Raw genomic sequence first — 24,215 nt, forward strand, 5'->3', positions numbered from 1 at the left:
TTCTAATATAAATGTACCAAAAATACAATGAATATTTTGTGAAGGATTTTTAAAATGATTCTCAAAATAAAGTTTTCTACTTTTACAATGCATCCACTGTCCATGCATCTTTTCCGACAGTCACTCTTAGTAACCTGCCAGATAAGTTTTCATCAGACAAGATTGCCAGCCGGATATATTCCTTCGTATGTCCGATCCAATATGTCTTTCCGTCTTTCTCCATCTGTTCCTCTACAAGAATTTCTGTCTCTTTGCCCGAAAATTGCTCCTCATAAGCTTTCCGGTTCCGTTCATCCAATGCAAGTAACGTGTTACTCCTTTTTGTCTTCTCCGGCTCCGGCACTTGATTCGGCATTACCGCAGCCTTTGTTCCCTGACGCTTTGAATATTTAAAAATATGCATCTCATAAAAATTTACTTTTTCTACAAATGCCCTTGACTCTTCAAATTCTTCTTCGGTCTCTCCTGGGAATCCGACGATTATGTCTGTAGTCAATGCCGGATTTTCAAAATATTTACGGAGCAGCATGCATTTTTCAAAATATTCTTCTGCTGAATATCTTCGGTTCATCCGCTTTAAAGTCTCCTCGCAGCCACTTTGCAATGACAGATGAAAATGCGGACAGATTTTTGGAAGTGCAGACAGCGCCGACGCAAATTCTTCTGTGATAATGCGGGGTTCCAACGATCCGAGTCGGATTCTCTCGATTCCTTCGATTGCATGAACCGCCTGGATCAGCGAAAGTAACGTTTCCTTTTCTTCAAAGTCAACTCCGTAAGAACTCAGATGAATTCCTGTGAGCACAACTTCCTTATAGCCATTGGCCGCAAGTGCACTCACTTCTTCCACAACTTCTTCTTTTCTTCTGCTTCTGACACGACCTCTCATGTATGGGATGATGCAGTATGTACAAAACTGGTTACAGCCGTCCTGTACTTTAATATATGCCCGTGTGTGTTCTGCAGTCTTGGTCAGATAGAGTTCTTCGTATTCTTTCGTGTGATTGATATCAATGACTTCCTGCTGCACAAACACACCGTCTGCTTCTTTTCGTTTCTGCTCATACTCCTCAAGAATCTCGATCAAATTCTGCTTCTTATTATTTCCGATGACAATATCAATACATTCATCGATCTTATCGCTGTTTTCCTGCGCCTGCACATAACATCCCGCCGCCACAACGATTGCATCTGGATTCATCTTTTTTGCCCGATGGATCATCTGTCTTGACTTTCTGTCAGCCATATTGGTCACCGTACATGTGTTGATAATATAGATATCCGCCCCTTCCTGAAACGGAACAATCTCATAGCCATTCTGCTCCAACAGTTCCTGCATCGCCTCTGTCTCGTATGCATTGACTTTACATCCAAGATTATGTAATGCTGCTTTTTTCATCTTTTTTCCCTTTCTTTTTCTGCTTCTATGTAATTGTTATCCAAAATCACGAAAATTTCTCCATTTCTTTGGCACTTTGTTTCTTGACTTTTATACCCCCAAACTTTAAGATAAGGGTAGAACAAAATTCAAGGAGGATTATTCAATGAAAACAGTACAAATTTCATTAAATTCAATCGACAAAGTAAAATCTTTCGTAAACGAAATCACAAAATTTGATCACGATTTCGACTTAGTATCCGGAAGATATGTGATTGACGCAAAATCTATCATGGGTATTTTCAGCTTAGACTTATCAAAACCGATCGACTTAAACATCCACGCTGAAAAAGACCTTGATACTATTTTAGAAGCGCTTGCTCCATACTTAGTATAAGTTTTCAACAGTCACCTACGACTTTGATAAAGAAGTATACAGATATTCTCCGGAATGTCTGTAAGAAAATATAGATATGTTCCGGCCGGCTCCGGTCAGGAACATATCTATTTTTTTACTATTTTACAACAATCGTCTCCACAGTGTTCACAGCTGCCTCAAACAGTTCATCAATCTTTTCTGCAAGATTTTCTTCTGATCTGCGGATCACATTGATATTCGGTTTTGTCACCGGATGTTTTGCGACAAAGATCGTACAACAATCCTCAAACGGAAGAATAGACGTCTCGTAAGTATCGATTTTCTCTGCAATCTCCACGATTTCCTGCTTGTCAAATCCAATCACCGGACGGTATACCGGCAGTGTACATACATCATTGGTTGCTGCCAGACTCTGCATCGTCTGGCTCGCCACCTGTCCGATACTCTCCCCTGTGATCAACCCAAGGCATCCGCTCTCTTTTGCAAAATGTTCTGCAATCTTCATCATATAACGACGCATAATAATCGTCAGCTCATCATGCGGACACTTATCATAAATATACAGCTGAATGTCTGTAAAGTTGACAATGTGCAGCTTAATCGGTCCTGAATACTTTGCCACTAATTTCGCAAGATCGATTACTTTCTGTTTTGCACGCTCACTTGTATACGGTGGTGCATGGAAATAAGTTGCCTCCAGCCCGACTCCTCTCTTGGAAATCATATAACCTGCTACCGGGCTGTCAATCCCACCGGAGAGCAGAAGCATCGCCTTTCCGTTTGTTCCCACCGGCATTCCACCTGGTCCCGGAATGATTTCTGAATAAATGTAGATCTGTTCGCGGATTTCGATATTAAGCTTGATCTCTGGCTTGTGCACATCTACCTTGATTTCTGGAAATGCCTCTAAAATAGCCTCTCCAAGATCGCAGTTGATCTCCATAGAATTCTTCGGATAACTCTTCTTGCCTCTTCTTGCCTCTACTTTAAATGTTGTATTTTTATCTGGATACATCTGATCCATATAATCTACAACATCTTTTTTTAATTGTTCAAATCCCTGGTCTTCCACATGGACTACCGGACAGATTCCCACGATTCCAAAAACTCTCTTTAAACTTGCGACAGTCTCCTCGTAGTCATACTCTCCTTCACATTCTACATAGATTCTCCCCTGAGATTTGTGGATATCAAAAGTTCCATCCACATCTTTCAGCGCATAACGCATCTGACGGATCAAGGCATCCTCAAAAAGATATCTGTTTTTCCCTTTGATCCCGATTTCTCCGTATTTTATCAAAAATGCATGAAATATCATTTTTCTTATCCTTTCTTTTGCATATTATATCAATGTCTTGTATACCTTCTCAGCATCGGTACACAATTATATAATGTTTCCAGTGTATAGTCAATTTCCTCTTCGGTTGTAAATTCGGAAAGACTGAATCGAAGCGTCGCATCGAGGTATTCTTTCTTCACACCGATTCCTTTCAGCACACCGCTGATTGCCGGATGATTTGATGCACAGGCAGAACCAGAGGACACATAGATTCCTTTGTCTTCCAACGTATGAAGCAGCACTTCACTTCGGATTCCAGCTACACCGACACTGATAATATGCGGCGCACTCGTCTCATCTGTCACTCCATGGATTACTACATCATCGATTTTCTGGATTCCTTCAATGAACCGATTTTTCAGCGCACGCATCTTTGCGGTCTTTTCATCCAAATCCGTATAAATCTCTTTGACGGCTCTTCCAAGTCCAGCAATCCCCGGAACATTCTCCGTGCCGGAACGAATATTTTTCTGCTGTTCTCCTCCGAAAATAATCGGATGGATCTTCACCTTCTCGTTGATATAAAGCGCTCCGATTCCTTTCGGTCCGTGGATTTTATGTCCGCTCACAGACATCATATCAACCCCGATCCGCTTTGGATAAATCCGATATTTTCCAAATCCTTGAACTGCATCCACATGAAATAAAATTTTATTGTTGTACCCCTTAATGATACGCGCTGCTTCCTCAATTGGTTGAACCGCTCCCATCTCATTATTCACATACATGATCGATACGAGGATTGTCTCCTCACAGAGCGCTTCCTGCAGTGCGGAAAGCTTCACCTTTCCTTCTGCATCCACAGGAAGATACGTCACGCGAAATCCTTCTTCTTCAAGATAATGCATCGTATTTAAAATTGCCGGATGCTCGATGGACGAAGTGATCAGATGTCTCCCTGCCCGATGATTTGCCCTTGCAGCACCGATCAGCGCAAGGTTATCGCTCTCAGTTCCTCCGGAAGTAAAAAAGATTTCTTTTTCCTGCACTTTCATCGCCTTTGCAATGATTTCCTTTGCTTCCTTGATATATTGTTCTGCCTCGACTCCTTTTCTGTGCATAGAAGATGGATTTCCGTAATCTTCACACATTACTTTTCCAACAATGTCCCGCACACATTCATAACACTTTGTTGTCGCCGAATTGTCCAGATATATTTCCATAGTTTTCTCCTGTTTTCTTTTACTATCAGATTATGTCATTCCTGTTCCAGATGATACATCAGCACAGACAACATCGTCATCCCCGCCGTCTCTGTGCGAAGGATCCGCCTTCCAAGCGTGATCGGATATGCTCCTGCCTCCATGGCAAGCTTCACCTCTTCTTGCTCAAATCCGCCTTCCGGACCAATAAAAATCCCAACCGACTGCCCCGGCTGTATCGCTTGGATCCGCTCTTTTGTAGCCTGCATTCCCTCCGCCAATTCATATGGGATCAGAAGAACATCAAGGCTTTTCGCATAAGAAAGCGCTTCCTGAAAGTTCATCACTTGTTTTATTTCCGGGATCACATTTCTCCCAGCCTGTTTTGCAGCGCTCTCTGAGATCCCGCTCCACCGTTCTCTCTTCTTTGCCGCCTTTTTCTGATCCAGCTTTACCACTGCCCTCTTTGTCGCAACCGGAATCACTTCCCATACCCCAAGTTCTACCGCTTTCTGGATGATCAACTCCATCTTATCGCTCTTTGGGAGCCCCTGAAACAGATAAAGTTTTGATGGAAGTTCATTTTCCGCTTCCCGTTCCTCCAAAATCCGAGCCGTTACCTTGTCTGCCTCCAGTGATTCGATCTCACAGAGATACTTCTTATTGTTGCCATCACTGATTTCCAACTGCTCTCCCGTCTTCATACGAAGTACATTCTTCATATGATTGACGTCCGATCCGGTAATCTCAATGTATCCATCCCTCACTTGATCTGGCACTACAAAAAAATGCTGCATGTTCTTCTATCCTCTTTCTTAGAAATTTTTTCTTGCGGTAACAGATACCCACTCTCCTTGATAGGTCACTTCCAGCACTTCCAGCCCCGCTGCCTTCACTGCCTCTACAACAGTATCTTCCTTGTCATCGATGATTCCGCTTGTAATATAGACACCACCTTTTTTCAGCTGGTTTAAGATCACTGGTGTCAGTGGCACAAGAACGTCCGCAAGAATATTTGCCACAACAATGTCATACTTATCATAGCCGACTTTATCCTGCACTTCCTTATCATCAATAATATTGCCAATCATGACTTCATACTGGTCTCTAGTAATTCCATTGACTTCCATGTTTTCATAAGTAGCATCGATTGCACACGGATCAAGATCTGTTCCCACAGAATAAGCTGCGCCAAATTTTAAGGCAAGCATGCCAAGAATTCCGCTTCCACATCCTACATCAAGAATTCTTGTCTCCTTTGTCACATGTTTCTTCAGCTGACGAATACAAAGCTGTGTCGTCTCGTGCATTCCTGTTCCAAATGCTGTTCCCGGATCGATATGAATGATCATCTTATCCTCATCTTCCGGTTTTACCTTTTCCCAGGATGGAATAATTAAAATGTCATCGACATAGAACTGATGAAAATACTGCTTCCAGTTATTTACCCAATCCAGATCTTCTGTCTGAGACTCTTCGATCGTCCCTTCTCCTACATTCGCATAGGCACGCATCGCTTCAAACTCATTTCTGACCTTTGCAAGCATCTCCTCTTTATCCACATCCTCCTCAAGATAGAAGCTGAGGTAAGCAATTCCATCATCACTCTCGATCTGCGGCAGGATGTCTACAAACATCTGCTCTTTATCAGCCTGTGTAAGCGGCACTTTATCCTCAATCTCCACACCTTCAATTCCCAGATCCATCAACATACTGCTGACAAGGTCTTCCGCCTCTGTTGTTGTCTTTAATCTGAATTTGTTCCATCTCATAATCATTCACCTCTTTAAAAATCTAATCTGCATCTTCTCCCAATAACAGATTTCTTATCTTCTCTGCTCTGCCTATTTTTACTTTACTGTATTAGAAAATCCCCAGGTGCTCCAGAAGAATCTTTATTCCCATTAAAATCAGGATCAATCCTCCTGCCAGTTCCGCTTTGGACTTATATTTTGCACCAAATACATTCCCAATCTTCACCCCGCCTACGGACAGTAAAAATGTTGTCACTCCGATAAATGCAACTGCCGGGATGATGTCCACCTGCAAGAATGCAAATGTGATCCCAACTGCGAGTGCATCAATGCTGGTCGCAACCGCAAGCACAAGCATCTCCTTCACCTTAAGAGAATCTTCTTCCATCCCGCACTCTTCGCCGTCTTCCCGCGATTCTTTGATCATGTTCAGACCGATGATCCCAAGAAGTACAAATGCAATCCAGTGATCGATCGAAGTGATCACATGGCTGAACTGCACACCCAATGCATATCCCAAAAGCGGCATCCCCGCCTGAAATATACCAAAATAAAGTCCGACAATGCCAGCCTTTGTCCATGTACATTTCTTCATCGCCAATCCTTTGCAGACTGACACTGCAAACGCATCCATGGAAAGACCTACCGCGATCAAAAATAATTCTATGATTCCCATTGTTTTCTTCCTCTTCTTTTGTTTGCTCTGCAAGGTCTTCCAAAATCTATTTTTAGACCTATCAATTTATCATAACATAAAAAGGAAGTTTCTTCTACACTATTTTGAAGCTGTTGCTACTCTTCACAGATCTCCCGAACTTCATCATGCATCTCTCCCGCATATTGTTCTTCTGTCATCGTCACAAGAACATCTCCTGCTCTGATCATTGTGTTTCCTCTCGGAATAATCTCTCTTCCGCTTCTTTGAATCGACACAAGCAGGCAGTGATCCGGCCACTGGATTTCTCCAACCTCATGATCCGCTGCCGCTGAACCAAACATCACAGACTGCCGCATCAGTACTTTCTCCCTGCTTCCTTCTTCTTTCAGTTCTCCTCTGCCCGCGAGCAGGCGTTCCAGAAGGCTTTCGTAGATCGGATCAGACTTTAATAACGTCGCCACAATATATGCCACGATCGAGATGATCGAGAGTGACAGCATCTGGCTCACTGACCCAGTCATCTCAAAGATCAGGATGATTCCGGTCAGCGGCGCACGCACGATCGCGGTGAAATAGCCTGCCATTGCAAGTAAGACAAAATTATTGATATAATCCGGGTCCATTCCAAAGTAATTGACACCGATCATTCCAAAGATTCCCCCAGTCAATGCTCCAAGCACAAGCAGTGGAAAGAAAATCCCTCCCGGCGCCCCGGAACCGAAACAGACTGCCGAGAACACAAATTTCGCTGCGAGCAAAAAGATTGCTCCCCCTAGCAATAGCTTATGATCTGTCATCAGATCGATCAGTTCATGTCCGCTTCCAAGTAATTCCGGCGCTGTAAATGCAAAAATTCCGGCAAGCGTAAATGGAATAAGCAGTCGTGTCACTTCATTTAACCATGAGACTTTTTTATACATTGCCTGCACCGTCAGCGTAAACCAGTTGTAAAATGCACCGAAGCATCCAAGAATCACTCCAAGCACAACGATCATCCAATAATAATTCTGTGGAAGTACATTTCCGATATCAAACTGAAATACCGGTTCTATCCCGATAAACTGAGAAGAAATATAATCTGCAGTAATCGATGCGGTCATCACCGAAATCAGCACAGATACCGAGAAATTTTTATGCACTTCTTCAAGTGAGAACATCACCCCCGCAAGAGGCGCATGAAATGCCGCCGACAGCCCGGCGCTCGCCCCACAGGTCAACAGAAACTTTTCTTCCGTCCGATCCCGCTTTAACAGTTTTGAAATCCCTTTTCCCGTCATTGCTCCAAGCTGGATCGACGGGCCTTCCCTTCCAAGCGATAATCCCGCCAGCAGTGACAGAAATCCTCCTGCAAATTTTGCTGGCAGCACACGCCACCATTTCTGCGATAATTTTCCCGCCATCTCTCCTTCCAGCTGTGGGATCCCGCTCCCTGAGATCATCGGCTCCCACCGGACAAGCAATCCTACAAGAACTGCCAACACCATTAAGACAAGCAGCCATCCTGCCATCCGCACCGGAGACTGTCCCGCAAAGGTGATGATCTCATCCATCCACTTCCCGGCATACTTCAATGCAATGCGGTAGGCAAGGACGATCAGACCGCCAATCATCCCGACAAGCAGCCCCTCTCCGATCAAAATGACCGGGAGATGCTCCTCTCTTTTAATCATCTGCGATGTATCATGCTTCATCTTTTTCCTCCTTACATGCTCATTTTCCTGTCCGCCGTCTTACTTCCTTGAAACAGACATCACTTTTCAATTTCCTCAAAACTATTTAACTCCAAAATTCCGCCATTGTCTACCCTGAAAATGCGATCGGCATTCTGGATTGTCGATAACCGGTGTGCGATCACGAAGGAGGTTCTTCCTTTTAATAACACTTCAATTCCTTTCTGCACAAGAAGTTCTGTATGCGTGTCAATACTAGATGTCGCCTCATCCAGTATGAGTATTTTAGGTTCTGACAGCATCGTTCTTGCAAATGCGAGAAGCTGTCTTTGTCCCGCTGAAAGTCCTGCGCCGCGCTCTTTTAACTCTGTATCATATCCCTTCTCCATCTTCATGATGAATTCATGGGCATGGACTGCTTTTGCTGCCCGGATGATTTCTTCCTCACTGGCTTCTAACCTTCCATATCGGATATTTTCCCGAATCGTTCCCGAAAACAAGAAGACATCTTGTGTCATAATTCCCATCTGACTTCTAAGACTTTCAATCGTCACACTCTTTACATCCCTGCCATCAATACAGACCTGCCCGTGCTGAATATCATAAAAGCGGCAGATTAGATTGACAATCGTTGATTTTCCTGCTCCGGTCGGTCCGATCAGCGCCACTGTCTGACCAGGCTCAATCTCAAAGCTGACATCCTTTAATACTTCCTTTTCTTTCTCATAGGAAAAGGTTACATGCCGAAAGCTGACAGCACCTGTGATCTCCGGCATCTCGCAAGCTGTCTCCCCGTCAGTCAGGTCCGGCTTCGTGTCAAGAATCTCAAAAATACGCTCTGCTCCTGCAATATTCGTCACAAGCTGATTATAGAAATTACTGAGGTTCATGACCGGTCGCCAGAACATTGAAATGTATGTTCCAAATGCGATCAGCGTTCCGACCTGCAGCATTCTGTCAAGAATCATATTGACCCCGAAAAAGTATAGTACCATTGTTCCAAGTCCCCAACAGAAATCTACAATTGGACCAAACGCATCTGCATAGCGCACTGCATCTACAAAGGAGTCCTTATGCTCCTGTAATAATTCTTCAAAAATCTGTTTCGTTTCCTGCTCCGCCCCGAAGCTCTGCACAACATACATCCCTGAAATATCTTCATGGACAAATGCATTCATATTCGATCCTTTTTTTCGGTGGATCTGCCACCGTATATGAGATTTGCTCTGCACAAAGGCAACTCCGAGGATCATAAGCGGCAAACTGGAGAGCGCTGCCGCTGCCAGCTTCCAGTTTTTGACAAACATGATCCCGACCACCGACAAGATTGTGATAAAATCCGGAATCAGTGTCGTGACACTGTTTGACAGCACCTCCTTCAAAGAATTGACATCCCCAATGATCCTTGCAAGAATCTTCCCGGTCGGTCTGCTGTCAAAAAATTGAAAACTCAGTGTCTGGATATGCGTATACAATTCTTCACGAATTGTGAGAAGCACCTCATTTGACACCTTCGCCATAATATACATACGCATTTTCACAAGCAGGACAAGTGTCAGGTTCAAAAGAACTGCCACAATGCCAAGCCTTTTTAACCCATGCCAGTCTTCTCCTGCAATATAAACGTCGATCGCCTGTTGGATGATCAGCGGATTGATCAGTGTGATCACAACTGATACAAGCATAATCGTCAGCACTGCCACGACCTGCTTTTTATATGCGAGCAGATAATAGAACATCCGCGCCAGAGTCTTTCTCTTTGACACTGTCTGGACCTGCTCATCTGTTCTCGTTGCATTTACCGCCATCGTTTTTCTCTCCTTCCTTTAAATAACTTCCCCCTGTATCTGACAGGTCTGATAATAAATTCCCTTTTTCTCCCATAATGTTTCATGCGTTCCCCGCTCTGCCACTTTTCCATCTTGTAAAATCAGAATTTCATCTGCATCTCGCACTGAAGAAACCCGGTGTCCGATGATAATCTTTGTCACATCTGTCACATTCCGTAGGTTCTCTTGGATTTGACGCTCGGTATCCATATCGAGTGCAGAAGTCGAATCATCTAATACGAGGATCGGCGCACGTTTTGCAATCGCCCGGGCAATGCTGATTCTCTGTTTCTGACCACCGGAAAGCCCTACCCCGCGCTCACCGATCAGCGTGTCATACCTGCTTTCCATACGCTCTACGAAATTTTTTGCCTCCGCACAATCAAGAGAGGCAACCACTTCTTCCCGCAAAACTTCTCCCCGCTTTCCAAACCGTACATTTTCTTCCACCGTATCTGAAAACAAGAAGACATCCTGCATAACAAGCGCAATGCTTCTTCTCAACTGATGAAGTGGGAGTTTTCGAATATCCTTCCCATCCAAAAGGACCTTTCCTTCCGTGACATCATAAAACCGCTGAAGTACATGGATGACAGAAGTCTTTCCCGCACCGGTTTCTCCCATAATCCCGAGCGTCTTTCCTGCCGGCAGATCAAAGGATATGTCTCGCAAAATGGAATGTCCGTCAAGTTCCAAAGAAACATGTTCAAATGTGATATTCCCCTTTACATTCTCCAGTCTTTCCGGGCTCTTAGGCTCTGTAATTTCCGGATATTGTCGGTAAATCTTCTTCAGCTTTTCATTGGATGCAACTGCCGCCGCAAAGTCATTGAACAGCCATCCTAGCATCTCCATCGGCCAGACGATGTTCATTGAATATTCCACAAATGCCCCGAGCGTTCCCAGTGTGATTTTTCCCTCTATCACACGGTGTCCGCCAAAAATAATAACAATAACTGGAAGCAGCTTTGTGATTGCCTGAAATAATGGCTGGTATCGAACCAGCACTTTAGACTGCTTCATATTCAGTTCGTAATAACGCTTGTTGTGAGATAAAAATTTTCTGATCTCAAATTTCTCCCTTGCAAATGCTTTGACGGTACGCACTCCGGCAAGATTTTCTTCCGCCACCGTATTCAGAGCAGCATTTTCTTCACTAATCTCCTCATACACATTTCCAAGCTTCTTTTCCATCATAATTGCAAACAGCGCTACCATTGGCATTGCGATCACCGGAATAAGAAACAAACCTCTGTCAAGGCGATACATACAAACCAAAATCACACTGGTATGAAAGATGACTTCTACGAGCAACATGCTGATATAAGTCAGTGATCCCCATATTTTATCTACATCATCTTTGACCCTCGACATCAGTTCTCCAGTATTTGTATTGTTAAAATACCGCATGGACAACGACTGGATATGATCAAACAGCCTTCTTCTAATATCCATCGCGATCTCCGATCCCACCCGGTCAAAAGTAAATTCTTGAAGATATCCAAAAACACATCTTCCTACTCCGATGAAAAAGACCCCAAAAAGTAGCATTGGAAAAATTTCCTTCTGTCCCTTTCCAATCACATCATCAATCATACGCTTTGTAATCTGTGGAGACAGCATGTCAAGACTGACCTTGATGACCAAGCAGCCGATTGCAAACGCATACACATACCACTTTTCCAACAGATATTTTGATATTTTTTTCATAAGTTTCCCCGTTCTCCTTTCCTCTCTTATACAACAGACCTTTTTCGCTCCTAAGAATCTTTTTCTCTTCCAAAGCGCCACACTTCTGTGCTCCGCCAGGAATCTACTGAAAATTTTGATTAAAAGATGAAATTTCCCACAAAAAAAGGACATGCCTGGTGCACATCCTGATTTTCCCTATTGCGGATCAAACTTCCTCTATAAGATGTGCTTCTTCTATGTTTTCTGCAAGATTCTCCCAGAACAGATATCTCTCCAAAGATATCCACCCAGAAACGCTTCTTTTCCAGGAAATTCCTGAAAAAAGAAAGCTGTGGCACGCATACCACAGCTTTTGCACAAAAAGAAAGCACTATCTTTCTATTCTTACTTTACTCTAAAAAAGATTCTCCTGAGGTAAACGTTCCAAACGGTTGCTGTATATTGTTGTACAATCCATTGAATTTATTGTTCTCTTTGCGTTCATAGTTTTACCTCCTTCTTTTTCTTATTTAACGCTGTTTTTATTATAAAACTGTCGACAGTATCTGTCAATATTTTTTATAAAATTATGGAAATTCACAAAAAATCATGCTCTTTTTGATCAATTTGCATAATACGACTCCATGATGGCATTGACTTTTGACACAACATAATTACTTCCACCTTTTTTCTGTACATCTTCTACCATTCCGATTACAGACAGCGGCCGCTCTTCCCCCTCTGTCGTTTCACATGCAAACCATCCATATTCAAGAGCTCCTGCATCCTCCTGACTTCCTTTTGTCTCGGCTGTTCCGGTCTTTCCAAGCAAGGAAACTCCCTCGATTCTTCCGCCTGCTCCAGTTCCAGTCGGATTCTCAATAACCTGCACAAGATCACTCTGAATCTGTTTTGCCGTCTCCTTCGTAAATACATCTTTTTTCCAATACTCTGCTTGCTGTCCTTCCTCCATCTGTAGTACCGGAAGAATCATATTTCCCTCATTGACAAATGCAGAGTAAATGGACGCAAGATGAATTGGATTGACAAGTAATTCTCCCTGCCCATATCCTGTATCTGCCAGCTGAATTTCAGAAGAAATCTTACTGTCTGTTCCAAATGTAGATACTTGTGCACCGATGTCAAATGGCAGTTCTTCTTCAAATCCTGCCTGGCGCATGCCCTCGATCATCGTATCCGCCCCAATATCAAGCGCTGCACGTGCAAAGTAAATATTATCCGAATAGACAAGCGCATTCTGCAAGTTGACCTCGCTTCCATAATCGGTCAGTGTTGTAACCATATATTCTCCCCAACTTGCATCTTTCTGCCAGCTTAGTCCCACATATCCTTTGTTTTCATTTGGATCAAGCTTCCCTGCATCCATGCCAATTGCTGCCGTGATCGGTTTAAACGTAGATCCTGGCACAAGAGCCGCATAGAATCGGTTCAAAAGCGGTCGGTTTGGATCTTCATTTAATTCTGTCCATCTCCGATCGGAAATTCCATAGACAAACTCATTCGGGTCATATGCCGGCGTACTCACAAGTGCCATCACTTCCCCGGTTTTTGGATTTATGGAAACAGCCATCGCAGCATCTCCTTGAAACTGTTCGTACGCTTTCTGTTGGATTGCAGCATCGATAGTCACCGTCACATCTTGTCCATCTTCTTTTTCCTTCGCAGCTAAAAGAATCTTTGTCTTGCCATTCTGATCTGCTGTGTAGATTTCATAGCCATCGGAACCCTTTAGTGTTTTCTCATAGGCAAGTTCCAAACCTGATTTTCCAATCACACTATTTTCATGATACCCTTCCGACTGTTTTTCTTCCAGTTCCTCTGCACTGATCGGCTGCACATAGCCAGTCAGATGTCCTCCTGCTGCTCCAAGAGGATAGACTCTTCCTTCCGTCTCAGAGATCATAACTCCTTTGATTTCCAGCAGACGCTGTTCTTTTTCTTCATTCCCTTTTGCCATCGACTTTAATGGCACAAACACGTCATCTGTCACCCACGCAGCGCTGAGCTTTGTTTCTATCTCTTCCTCTGTCATATCCATTTCTGCTGCAATTTTTTCAATTGCTCCCGTCTTATCCTCATCCATCTTTCCCGGGACCACACCGACTTGAAGTACAGTTCCATTGACTGCAAGCCCATTTCCATTCCGATCCAATATATTTCCCCTGCGTGCCGAAACCGTGGACACGACAATTCTGTCATCTTCCCTCAATTCCGGGAAAATCAATGACGGTTCCCATACAAGTTTCCAGTCACCGCCTTTTTCTTTGACCAGACTTGCTTCATTGTAAAATGCTTTTTCTCCTGCCACAGTTTCCATCTTCGTCTGATAAGATACTACGGCTGTCTTCTCTTTGTCCTTCTTTTTCTTCTCCTTGTCAAACTTCACTTGAAGTCCACTCATCTGGATCCCTTCATAAATATTTTTGTTTTTCTCAAGGAAAGCTTTCTTTTCTATTCCGCTTGTGTCACTGACAAACGCATACATCTCTTCATACTTTCCTTTGGAAAGTAATTCAAAATATTCTTTCATAACCATCTTCGGAGTCTGTCGGATGTCTGCAACATTCAACATCACCCCGGTTGCGATCACTCCAATAACCAAAAGTACAGAAACCCCGAGCCACACCCAATTGAAGCTTTTCTCTTTCCTTCTGTAATTCTGTATCTCTTGTTGTTTTTTTGTACCCTTATTTTGTGTTCTCTTCTCTGACATGAATACTCCCTTCTACTTTTTCTCAGCCTCTTCCATATAAGTTGGAAGCATATTCTCCTCCGACTGAATAATCCTATTTCCAATATACTGGAAACTTCTCTCCCCTCGTTGCCTTACGGTCACTTCATGTACGAACGCACAATCTGTCATCCGTTCTTTCCAGACCGCCTCCACCGTTATGGTCAATGTTCCATCTGGATTTTCCTTATAAGCCGTCACCTCCGGCACCGGCACATTTGTAATATTATATCTTCGATACAACATTTCTTCCCGTTTATAACAGTTCTTTTCTTTCTGATACTCCTGCCTTCCCCCAAGAATTTCTACCGGAACCGAAAGGTAACTCTGCACTACCGACTCAAATTCCTGCGCCGGAATCCCCTCCGGATATACGTCATCTGCCGGATAATTTCCATTCTGTATCCGGTAAAACTCTTCAAACAACGACCGAAAATCCAGTCTGTCATAATTCTTCTCATTCCACTCCTCAAAAAATAATCCTCCGTTGTAGTACCCACTTTGTGGAACATAACGTTTACACAATTCTCTTAACTCATCCGGAATCGGTTCCATCCGAACTGCATCGACTGCATCCTCTCCATCATAACCTGCCGGACGATATTTCTTATAGATTAAATATCCTTTCTCGGTTACCTTCCACTCCTTTGCTGCATAACGCTCCATATACGAGATAAACTGATCTTCTTTCTCTCTGCTTAGGACAACATTCGTTATGATCAGGTTTGTTCCATCAAAAGTCAGATCGGTCTGCCGGATTCCGTTTCTTTCCAGCGCCCGGTAAAACCGTACGGTTCCCTCTCTGCCGGATGCTATCTCTTCGCAGAACTTTCTTAGCTTCTTCGGATTCTGCAAATTGGTCTGATTATTTTCATCTATTATAATATACCCCCGTTTCCCCATTTTTTCTACCATCTCTTTCAAAGAAATCTCCGGCTTTTCCTTATAAATCTTCTGATAATCTTTTGCCGCTGTTTCCGCTTCCGCAAGCAGGATCTCCTGCTCTGATTTCGGAATCTCCCCGGACACTTCTACTTTTGCCTTCTCATCTGTGCGATCACATCCCTGCACGCAGGCAGACAGCAGAAGTATTGTCAAAAACAGTAAAACACACTTGCACACACACCGCTTCTTTCTCTCTTTTCCTTGTCCTGTCTCCATTCCTATCTCCCCTTTCTTTTGCCTCCGTCTTTTCAGAACAAACCACCGCTACCAGCTCCTTTGACCCTATACGGTTATTATTCTTACACTTGTAATATTTTGCCGTAAAAAGATAAGAAAGCGCTCCGCTTTCCTTTCTTTTATATTACATTTGTAGTATTTAATTGTCAATCCCTTTTCTGCAAACTCTTTTCTCTATTCTGCCTGCGTCAGAATCTCCTTTTGCTCTTCCTCCGTGAGCATCTCATTTTTTACCATCGTCTCTAACACTTGCTGCTGTCTCTGTTTGGCGAGTTCCGGATTTTTAGTCGGCGCATAGACCGATGGTGCATTTGGGATTCCCGCCAGCAACGTACTCTCATAGTCATTCATCTGTCCGGGTTCTTTTTGAAAATATCCAAGACTTGCCTCTCTTACACAGTCATATCCATCCCCAAAATAAATATGATTTACATATAGTTCTAAAATCTCCTCTTTTGTAAATTCTTTTTCCATCGCAATTGCCATAAATATCTCGGCAATCTTCCGCTCAACTGTTTGATCCATGTCAAAATAGAAATTTTTTGCCACCTGCTGAGTAATCGTGCTTCCTCCCTCCAAAAGCTTTCTCGCACGGATATTGTGATAGAATGCCCGCGCAATTCCAATAGGATCAATTCCTTTATGTCTGTAAAACCGTTTATCTTCCACTGACACAACTGCTTTCTTGTAAATATCCGGGAGCTGCTCTGCCGATACGAAATTTTCATCTTCCACTGTTTCCTTCCGGATCTGCACAAGACTCTTCTCTTCCAGCGCCTCCTGATACATCCGATATCCCTTCCCGGCAACAAATCCCCCTGCACAGACAATGATCAGAAGCATCCCTACCAGTATTCTGCGAATCCGTTTCATACGCCTCTCCTCCTTTGTATGTCCTGCTTTTCACTTTCTTACCATGTCACCTTCAGCTTAAAATCTTGATCAATTTTGCACTGTCCCAGAGACAGACGCACCCCCTGGGTACGCAACAGACGGCAAATTTCATGAAAGATCCGCAACACACTGTTCTCATTTGCCATGTTCTCCCTATATTTTTCGTAATAAGAACGCTTTGTGAACATCGTAAGTTTCGGCAGTGATGTCTTAATATTTCGAGCCACGATCTTTTCCTGCCCAATAAAATGAAACTCATTGATCCATCCTTCATGAGAACCATTATCAAGATTCCTCGGTATCTCCCCAATTTCTTCTTTCGTCTCCTGGATCAGTTCATAAATTCCGTATACAGTATCTCGATCCACCTTAAACATCTGCATCAGCTGAATATCATCAAACAATTTATAAGTACAATATCTCAGATTTCCATTTCCAAAAAGTTCCAGAGAAAATCCACCGTACTCGCCTTCCCAACCCACAACCGGACTTGTCTGATAGGAAAAAATCTTCATCTCCTTTGTCAATGTCGCCATTTACTTCTAACCCCTTTTTTATTCTGCTTTACTTCTCAATCTATACTATCGCCAGAAGCGATAACAGATGGAACGATTTTTCTTTCTGAAAAAGTTCTTCCAACCGTTTTAAATTCGTATCTGAGTGCTCCACTTCCTTGGCATACCTGTGTGCAATCTCTGCCACCTCTTCCACCTGTGGAAATTTCCCATGTGAAAGGAAGGAGGCAAACACCATCTCCTGAATCAACAGTGTGCTGGCGACTGCAAATTTCGCCTTCTCGTATACCATCTCATCATAAACAGCTCCGCAGAAATATGTGAAGAGAAAATATACCATCAGCTGTTCCAGATAAATTTCCCAGCGCTCTTCTTTGCAAACTTCTCTTTCAAACCGCGCAAATGCTTCCTGATAAAATGCCTCACCTTGTCCAAACAGCTTCTGCTCCACAGATTCTATATAGGGCTTCCAATCCGCCTTTAACACTTCCAGTTTTCCAAAGACTTGGAACATCTGACTCATTATCTCATAACGTGATCTGCTTTTTGGTCTAATTTTCTCTAATTTTTCTCTGAATCTCTCACGATTCTTCTCCTTTTGATAACGCTCAAGCAGCTGATCGATCTCAAAAAGAGCTTCTCCCCGGATTCTTCGCTGTACATCATGGGCGATCGCCAGCACCTTCCCGATCCGAACTTCCATTGACTCCTTCCGATCTTGGAGAATACCGATCATCGCCTCCCGAACATCCATCAGTTTTGTAAATAAGAAAAAGTCAAAGGATTCATACGTTTCTTCTCTGTCATCTTCTTTGTTCAAAAAACGAACCGGTTCTTTGCCGCCAAGTATAATCTTTGCTGCTTCCACACATGAGAGGGAAAGAGAGATTTCTCGGATCCCCTCATATTCCTCGATATGACGGGGATACATTCTGCAAGTCCGGCAAAGCATCTTCTCTCCCTTCTCCGCGTACAGATCACACAGATTTTCCTCATTTAAAAAAGCGCACCTTCCCTTATATTGTAAAAAAGCGCCTTCCTTCCAGTCCACAGAATTTTTCATACGGTTTCCAAATACGCCTGGTATCTTTTTATATTTTCTAAGTGACTTGTCATCGATCATAATCTGCCATCCGGCACAGCAGGTGTCTGTACACGCAGATGCGATACACTGAAACTTTCTATAATAATGCGGCACGGTATATAACATGTTTCCTTCTATCCTTTCCATTCATTGCCTTTCCTCTATCTTATTTCCCTAAAAACTAAATGTCAAGCAAAAAGGAGAGTGTTAAAATTCCACTCTCCTGCAATAACTCCAAAGTCCCGCTGCAATCAGGAACAGCACCCCTGCTTCTGCCACTCCAAGAACTCCCACCGAAACATCTCCCACAAAAAATATGAGTCCCATAAACAGAATGCTCACAATGATTCCAAAAATCAAGGCAAAAAAGGAAGCTGCACTCTGCTTGACTACGGTTGTCTCATTTGTCCAGTTATAAACCGGCAGCTTCAAATTGATAAACAATCCCCACACGGTCCCCGCAAAAGCTGCCGCCACCGGATAGACAAACAGTGTGATAAGTGTCATTCCCGTAACACGAAACCGCACTGCGAGAAGTGTAGAACTAATCAGTGTTGTCGGAATCTGAAGCAACAAATTGAACAACATTTTTCCTTTATAGATTTCTTCCTTCGTAATTGGAAGTGATTTGAGAATCCACAGATTTTTCCCTTCCAGGGACAGGGAAACACTTGTCGTACATGTCATCATGATCAATGCCCCAAGAATCAGTGGGAGGATTCCCTTCAACATCTGTTCTGGAATCTGCACTCCGAGCATCCGCTTTAGATCTGCATCTGACACAAAGAATGACGCCACTGCCAACATCAGACTCATGAGCACACCGATTCCCATATTCACACAGTAAATGGTAGAACCAAAAAACCGCCTTATCTCCTTTTGGCAGATCGCCGTCACCGGATGTTTTGCTGTAATTTTCTCTACTTGATAATTCCCCTTTGTCCGATGTGTCATCAATGCGGTATTTATTTTTTTGTAATTTTTTGATACAAGCACAACAAAAATCAGATACACTCCCACTGACAAAGCAACAAACAGAAAGAAATCCATCAGCCCCGCCCCTGTCACGCCTCTGAAGAACCAATTCGCCGGGGGATACATTTGATAGATACTGTCTCTCAGTGCTTTACCGATCATCCCAATCTGTTCTGGTGTAAATCCTTCCTCTGGAATCACAGCTGTACTTCCAAAAGAGGCAATCAGTACTGACATAGTAAGCAATACTGTAAGAACTGTGGACACTGCATTTGCACGGCGAAATCTCGCTGAAATAAATATAATTCCGGCTCCTACAAGTGTCGCTGCCGTTGTCGGAATCAGAGGAATCAAAAAGATTCCGGTAATCCATATCAGAACTGCCATGACAGAGCTCTCTGCCCAAAGAAAATAGCCAATCCCCATCGGTACAAGCACAAATGCTGTCATCCCCAGATGAAACAGATACATGAGGAGAAAACGGCTCGCGATCACTGTCCGTGTCGGCACTGGAAGGGACATCAGCATCTCATAATCCTTATAAGCAAACAATATCCCGTTCGTCTTCAGCATCGAGAAAAAGAATGTCACGATCCCCGGCAGTATGACCGCACATCCGGGAACCAGTTCTTCCATTCCAAGGAATCCAAGACCAAATGCCAACCCAAAAGAATAAGACGCCAACATCACAAGAAGCATCACATATATAGCTGCCAGAAAGATCTGTTTTACTCCCCACTTCTTTTTTAGACCTAGATTCTGAATCTGTATTTTCACTAACAGAAGACATTTACTTCTCATGCTCCGTCACCTCCATAAAGAGATGTTCGAGAGATGCATCTTTCAGGATCGACTCCATCTCTCCAGAAACAACCAGTTTTCCATCTTTGATGATCGCAACCTTGTTGCAGAGTTTCTCCGCCACATCCAGTACATGGGTGGAGAAAAAAATAGCCGCTCCTCTTTGACACATCTCGTGCATCGTGTTTTTCAAAAGCAGCGTTGCCTTCGGATCCAGCCCAACAAATGGTTCATCCAAAATCATTAACTTTGGCTCATGAATCAACGCCGAGATAATTGCCAGTTTCTGCTTCATTCCATGAGAATAGGATGCCACCGGGTCTCCGAGCGCACCCGTCAATGCAAACTGATCCCCATACCTCTGAATCCGCTCTTTTCTCACAGACGCTTCCACCTCAAAAATATCCCCGATAAAGTTCAGATACTGAATTCCTGTCAGATGTTCGTAAAGATCCGGATTGTCCGGAATGTATGCCATACACTTTTTGCAAGCAACCGGATTCTCTTTGATGTCTATCCCGTCAATCGTGATCGTTCCCTCCTCAAACTCCAGCACACCTGCCACCGATTTGATCGTGGTACTTTTCCCGGCTCCGTTATGTCCGATGAACCCATAAATATCTCCTGCTTCCACAAAAAGATTCAGATCATCCACCGCCTTTTTTCCACCTTTATATCTTTTTGAAAAATGTTCGATCCGCAACATACTTTCTTTTCCACCCTTTCTCTCTAGTCTCCCATGCACTCTCTGTCACTCTTACTTTGTTTGTATTATTGTTTTAATACAATATACCTTCTTTCTTTTCGGATGTCAAGACATGATTTCCCTCCAGGTATTTCCGCGGAGATACTCCGGCAGCCTTTTTAAATGCTTTACTAAAATGATATTCATCACAATATCCGACTGCCGCCGCAATCTCACTGGATTTCATCGTTCCTGTGAGCAGAAGCTCCTTTGCTTTGTTGATCCGTATCCGATTCAGATACTCAAAAATTGTAATTCCCGTCTGCTTTTTAAACATTCGATTTAGATAGTCAAAACTCATACTGCACAAATTCGAAATCCGCTTCCCGGTAATCTTCTGTCCATAAGCGCCATATAGAAAATTTAGGATCAACTGAACTTTCTCTCTGTGCTGCACTTGAAGCGGGTCATCTTCTCTTTCATTGAATACCGTATGCGAATAGTATGCGCCCACTTCAGTAAGTACCTCAATCAATTTGCAGGAACAAATTAACTTAAAATGTTCTTTCCGATAGACAAATGCATCGATTGCCTCCTCGATCAGCCTCTGAATCTTCTGCCGGATCCCCGGACTGTCTATTCGCATTGTCTTCGGAAAAATCAATTTTGATTTTTCATAAAATTCATATCCAAGCGGATCGCATTGATAGAACAACTTGCGGTTTTCTGATAATACTTCTCTGATTTTTCCTTCTTCCGTACAGGAAAGTTCCTGTAACGTTTCTGCCCCAAAATGAATATAGTAATAGGAACATTCTGATTCTCTGTAACCAACATGAGTCATACCGGGCTGCAATAAAATATATTCCCCTTCTCGGATTACATACTTTCTGTCTCCCTCTTTTAAATACATCGTCCCACGTCTGACAAAATACAAAATATATTCCTCTGCTGTCCGCAGAAAATGTATCCAGCCTTCCTGCATATCGGTTTTGTTCATGTATGATATCTTCGGAATCTGATCTGTTTTCAGGCAAAAATACATGTATATCATGCTCCTTTCAATTTTTCTCCATGTGATTTTCTATTTCCAAGGATATCTAAAATATCGCTATTTTACAAGAACTATGCGTTATTTTACATGTACAAAATGAAAACTTTGTTCTATTCTATCACTTGCAATACCAATCATATCATTCAGAAAGGAAATTTTTATGGAAAAAGATCTGACAACCGGAAATATTTTTCAACGTATTTTAATTTTTGCATTTCCGATTTTCATCGGGAATGTATTTCAACAGCTCTATAATATGGCAGACAGTATTATCGTCGGCCGTTTTGTCGGAAAGGATGCCTTTGCCGCAGTAGGTTCCACAGGTTCGTTAAACTTTCTCATTATCGGATTTGTGCTCGGGTTAAGCAGCGGTCTCTGCATCCCCGTTGCACAACGCTATGGTGCAAATAAATTATCGGACATGCGCAGAAAGATCGCTGCCGCAGTGCAAATTTCTATCGTGCTCGGCATTGGGCTGACTATCGTCATCGCCTGCTCTACAGGAGCACTTTTACGCTTGATGCAGACACCGGACAGTATTTATAAGGATGCTTACACTTATATCTTTATCATTTTTCTCGGGATTCCTGCCACGCTTCTTTATAATGTACCTGCAAATATTTCTCGTGCACTGGGCGACAGCAAAATTCCACTGTACTTTTTGTTGGTTTCCGCATTTATGAATGTCATTCTGGATTTGATTTTTGTCTGTATCTTTCATATGGGCGTTTCTGGAACCGCGATCGCAACCGTGATTTCTCAGGCATTATCCGGTATTCTCTGCATCGTCTATCTGAAAAAGAAGTACGACATCCTCACATTCCAGAAAGAAGAATGGGAAATTGACCTCCATTCCATCCGTCAGTCCACGATCATCGGAATCCCAATGGGACTGCAGTTTTCCATCACAGCAATCGGAAGTGTTGTCCTCCAGAGTGCAGTAAACCTGCTCGGCGCCGATGCCGTTGTGGCAGTCAATGCTGCTATGAAGATCTTGATGATCTTTACACAGCCGTTTGAAGCTCTTGGCGCAACACTTGCGACCTACTCCGGCCAAAACCTCGGAGCCGGCAAAATTGACCGAATTCAAAATGGCGTGAAAATTTCTATAATTTTCTCTGTCGTCTGCTCTATCGTGCTGATGATTCTGATCAATCTTGTCTGTCTGCCGATGTCTCTGCTCTTTATGAAGCAAAGTGATATGACTCCGTATATCACAGAATGCATCCAGAAGCTTCTGTTCTTTAACAGCTGTACTTTCTTTCCGCTTGCTTCCCTGCTGATTTTCAGAAATACGCTGCAGGGACTTGGACACAGTGTGATTGCTATGGGAGCTGGGCTTTTTGAAATGCTTGCCCGGACAATCGTTGCATTCTTGTCATCCGCTTTCGGTTACACTGCCATCTGTTTTGCGAATCCGGCAGCATGGATCGCAGCAAATATCATCCTCGTTCCTCTTTACATTTCTACCATGAAAAAATTAAAAAGGCAGAATTTCTCTTAGCATCGCAGCAAAACACCGTTCCTATTCATTCAAAAAAGGATTTTGCAAAATCTTCTCAATGAAGATCTGCAAAATCCTTCTTTCTCTTTCTATTCTATTTCTTCTTTCCATTTTTCCGAATGTACTCACGAAGGTCTTCCAATGCATCTTTGTACTTTCTAGACTCCAGCTTCGGAAATGCCCGGATGATTCGCTTCATATGCGCCGGATTTCTCAAAATCAGCTCCCGATAATGTTTCCGCAGTCCAATGATCTGCTCCCGCATATCTTCTGAAAGATCCTTTCTTCTCTCATGGAACTCTGCTGCCCGCTCTTTCAGACGGTCTGCCATCTCTTCTTTCAGTTCCAATGCCTCTGTGACATCTTCGTAAATATTTTCCCCAATCTCATCTGAGATCCGATGAAGTTCTGTGGCAATTTCATTCATCTTGGCCAGCTTTCGATTCATCTTCAAAATATCTGTCACTGTCACATATAAATCTACAAACAAAGTTACCCCAAACAACACAATGCATGTCCAGCCCACAAATTCCGGCAAAAAGTCCAGTGCTTTATGGATCAACGGATGTAAAATCTTCACGATCAGTACACATGCCACACCCCAGATCAAAGAAAACAAAAGACACACATATCCATTCAGATTGAGTGGCATGGAAGAATAATCCCACCACTTATTATGAAACAGTTTATCCAAAATAAATCCAGTAAACCACTCCAATGCTGTCACAAGTACAACGGAGGAAATATATAGCAGGATCAGATTGTCTTTGAGCCCATCCAGACAGGACACAACAACAGCCACCCCTACTCCATAAATCGGACAGATCGGACCATTTAGAAATCCTCTGTTGACAAACTTTCCTTCCTTGACACCTGCAAATGCAACTTCCGTACACCACCCAAGAAATCCATATACAAAAAAATATAGCAAGATAAAATAAACCGACAT

Annotated in this window: 20 protein-coding genes; 2 read left to right on the forward strand and 18 right to left on the reverse strand. The window is 43.1% G+C overall.

Annotated elements, in window-relative coordinates; all coding sequences use genetic code 11:
* Positions 1 to 82 precede the first annotated feature (82 nt).
* Positions 83 to 1,399 (reverse strand): tRNA (N(6)-L-threonylcarbamoyladenosine(37)-C(2))-methylthiotransferase MtaB, encoded by a 1,317-nt coding sequence (gene mtaB / locus ACESPO_RS04135; RefSeq protein WP_499788504.1) that lies wholly within the window; start codon positions 1,397 to 1,399, stop codon positions 83 to 85.
* A gap of 145 nt (positions 1,400 to 1,544) precedes the next feature.
* Here mtaB and ACESPO_RS04140 point away from each other — a divergent pair, with 145 nt between their 5' ends.
* On the forward strand, positions 1,545 to 1,775 hold the full coding sequence (locus ACESPO_RS04140) for an HPr family phosphocarrier protein (RefSeq protein WP_008976280.1): 231 nt from the start codon (positions 1,545 to 1,547) through the stop codon (positions 1,773 to 1,775).
* Between the two features lie 118 nt (positions 1,776 to 1,893).
* On the opposite strand, the gene thiI is transcribed toward ACESPO_RS04140, so the two are convergent.
* The 16 genes from thiI to ACESPO_RS04220 all read right to left on the reverse strand — a co-directional run bounded on the left by thiI (position 1,894) and on the right by ACESPO_RS04220 (position 21,708).
* Positions 1,894 to 3,075, reverse strand: coding sequence for a tRNA uracil 4-sulfurtransferase ThiI (gene thiI, locus ACESPO_RS04145; protein ID WP_008976281.1), 1,182 nt, complete (start codon positions 3,073 to 3,075; stop codon positions 1,894 to 1,896).
* Positions 3,076 to 3,104: 29 nt separating this feature from the next.
* Complete coding sequence (locus ACESPO_RS04150) at positions 3,105 to 4,259, reverse strand: cysteine desulfurase family protein (protein ID WP_016439261.1); 1,155 nt, start codon at positions 4,257 to 4,259, stop codon at positions 3,105 to 3,107.
* 35 nt (positions 4,260 to 4,294) lie between these two features.
* Positions 4,295 to 5,035, reverse strand: coding sequence for a 16S rRNA (uracil(1498)-N(3))-methyltransferase (locus ACESPO_RS04155; RefSeq protein WP_499788505.1), 741 nt, complete (start codon positions 5,033 to 5,035; stop codon positions 4,295 to 4,297).
* A gap of 18 nt (positions 5,036 to 5,053) precedes the next feature.
* Positions 5,054 to 6,010: a 50S ribosomal protein L11 methyltransferase gene (gene prmA / locus ACESPO_RS04160; RefSeq protein WP_499788506.1), complete on the reverse strand. Its 957-nt coding sequence runs from the start codon at positions 6,008 to 6,010 to the stop codon at positions 5,054 to 5,056.
* 91 nt (positions 6,011 to 6,101) lie between these two features.
* Positions 6,102 to 6,668, reverse strand: a complete 567-nt coding sequence (locus ACESPO_RS04165; protein WP_008976285.1) for a manganese efflux pump MntP — start codon at positions 6,666 to 6,668, stop codon at positions 6,102 to 6,104.
* 116 nt (positions 6,669 to 6,784) lie between these two features.
* On the reverse strand, positions 6,785 to 8,341 hold the full coding sequence (locus tag ACESPO_RS04170) for a ClC family H(+)/Cl(-) exchange transporter (RefSeq protein WP_016439263.1): 1,557 nt from the start codon (positions 8,339 to 8,341) through the stop codon (positions 6,785 to 6,787).
* Between the two features lie 59 nt (positions 8,342 to 8,400).
* Entirely contained in the window at positions 8,401 to 10,128 is a 1,728-nt protein-coding gene (locus tag ACESPO_RS04175; protein ID WP_009262789.1) for an ABC transporter ATP-binding protein, read from the reverse strand.
* Between the two features lie 18 nt (positions 10,129 to 10,146).
* Positions 10,147 to 11,859, reverse strand: a complete 1,713-nt coding sequence (locus tag ACESPO_RS04180; RefSeq protein WP_499788507.1) for an ABC transporter ATP-binding protein — start codon at positions 11,857 to 11,859, stop codon at positions 10,147 to 10,149.
* 583 nt (positions 11,860 to 12,442) lie between these two features.
* The gene (locus tag ACESPO_RS04185) at positions 12,443 to 14,554 is read right to left on the reverse strand and encodes a penicillin-binding transpeptidase domain-containing protein (RefSeq protein WP_499788509.1); all 2,112 of its coding nucleotides are present in this window, start codon (positions 14,552 to 14,554) and stop codon (positions 12,443 to 12,445) included.
* A gap of 12 nt (positions 14,555 to 14,566) precedes the next feature.
* A complete protein-coding gene (locus ACESPO_RS04190; RefSeq protein ID WP_499788510.1) occupies positions 14,567 to 15,733 on the reverse strand; it encodes a DUF6070 family protein in 1,167 nt (388 codons plus the stop codon).
* Positions 15,734 to 15,928: 195 nt separating this feature from the next.
* Positions 15,929 to 16,627, reverse strand: coding sequence for a transglycosylase domain-containing protein (locus ACESPO_RS04195; RefSeq protein ID WP_119987085.1), 699 nt, complete (start codon positions 16,625 to 16,627; stop codon positions 15,929 to 15,931).
* Positions 16,628 to 16,665: 38 nt separating this feature from the next.
* On the reverse strand, positions 16,666 to 17,184 hold the full coding sequence (locus ACESPO_RS04200; protein WP_008976292.1) for a hypothetical protein: 519 nt from the start codon (positions 17,182 to 17,184) through the stop codon (positions 16,666 to 16,668).
* A 40-nt stretch (positions 17,185 to 17,224) separates the two neighbouring features.
* The gene (gene fliB / locus ACESPO_RS04205) at positions 17,225 to 18,394 is read right to left on the reverse strand and encodes a flagellin lysine-N-methylase (protein WP_499788512.1); all 1,170 of its coding nucleotides are present in this window, start codon (positions 18,392 to 18,394) and stop codon (positions 17,225 to 17,227) included.
* Between the two features lie 60 nt (positions 18,395 to 18,454).
* On the reverse strand, positions 18,455 to 20,023 hold the full coding sequence (locus tag ACESPO_RS04210) for a putative ABC transporter permease subunit (RefSeq protein WP_349160136.1): 1,569 nt from the start codon (positions 20,021 to 20,023) through the stop codon (positions 18,455 to 18,457).
* On the reverse strand, positions 20,013 to 20,729 hold the full coding sequence (locus ACESPO_RS04215; RefSeq protein ID WP_009262797.1) for an ABC transporter ATP-binding protein: 717 nt from the start codon (positions 20,727 to 20,729) through the stop codon (positions 20,013 to 20,015). The genes ACESPO_RS04210 and ACESPO_RS04215 overlap by 11 nt, the downstream gene beginning before the upstream one ends.
* A 73-nt stretch (positions 20,730 to 20,802) precedes the next feature.
* On the reverse strand, positions 20,803 to 21,708 hold the full coding sequence (locus ACESPO_RS04220; RefSeq protein ID WP_349160135.1) for an AraC family transcriptional regulator: 906 nt from the start codon (positions 21,706 to 21,708) through the stop codon (positions 20,803 to 20,805).
* A gap of 214 nt (positions 21,709 to 21,922) precedes the next feature.
* Here ACESPO_RS04220 and ACESPO_RS04225 point away from each other — a divergent pair, with 214 nt between their 5' ends.
* The gene (locus ACESPO_RS04225) at positions 21,923 to 23,266 is read left to right on the forward strand and encodes an MATE family efflux transporter (protein WP_117576345.1); all 1,344 of its coding nucleotides are present in this window, start codon (positions 21,923 to 21,925) and stop codon (positions 23,264 to 23,266) included.
* A gap of 94 nt (positions 23,267 to 23,360) precedes the next feature.
* Here ACESPO_RS04225 and ACESPO_RS04230 read toward each other — a convergent pair whose 3' ends face one another.
* Complete coding sequence (locus tag ACESPO_RS04230) at positions 23,361 to 24,215, reverse strand: putative ABC transporter permease (protein ID WP_336304749.1); 855 nt, start codon at positions 24,213 to 24,215, stop codon at positions 23,361 to 23,363.

The organism is Coprococcus sp. HPP0074 (genome assembly GCF_964238105.1).
In the GTDB taxonomy this organism is placed as follows: Bacteria; Bacillota; Clostridia; order Lachnospirales; family Lachnospiraceae; genus Faecalimonas; species Faecalimonas umbilicata.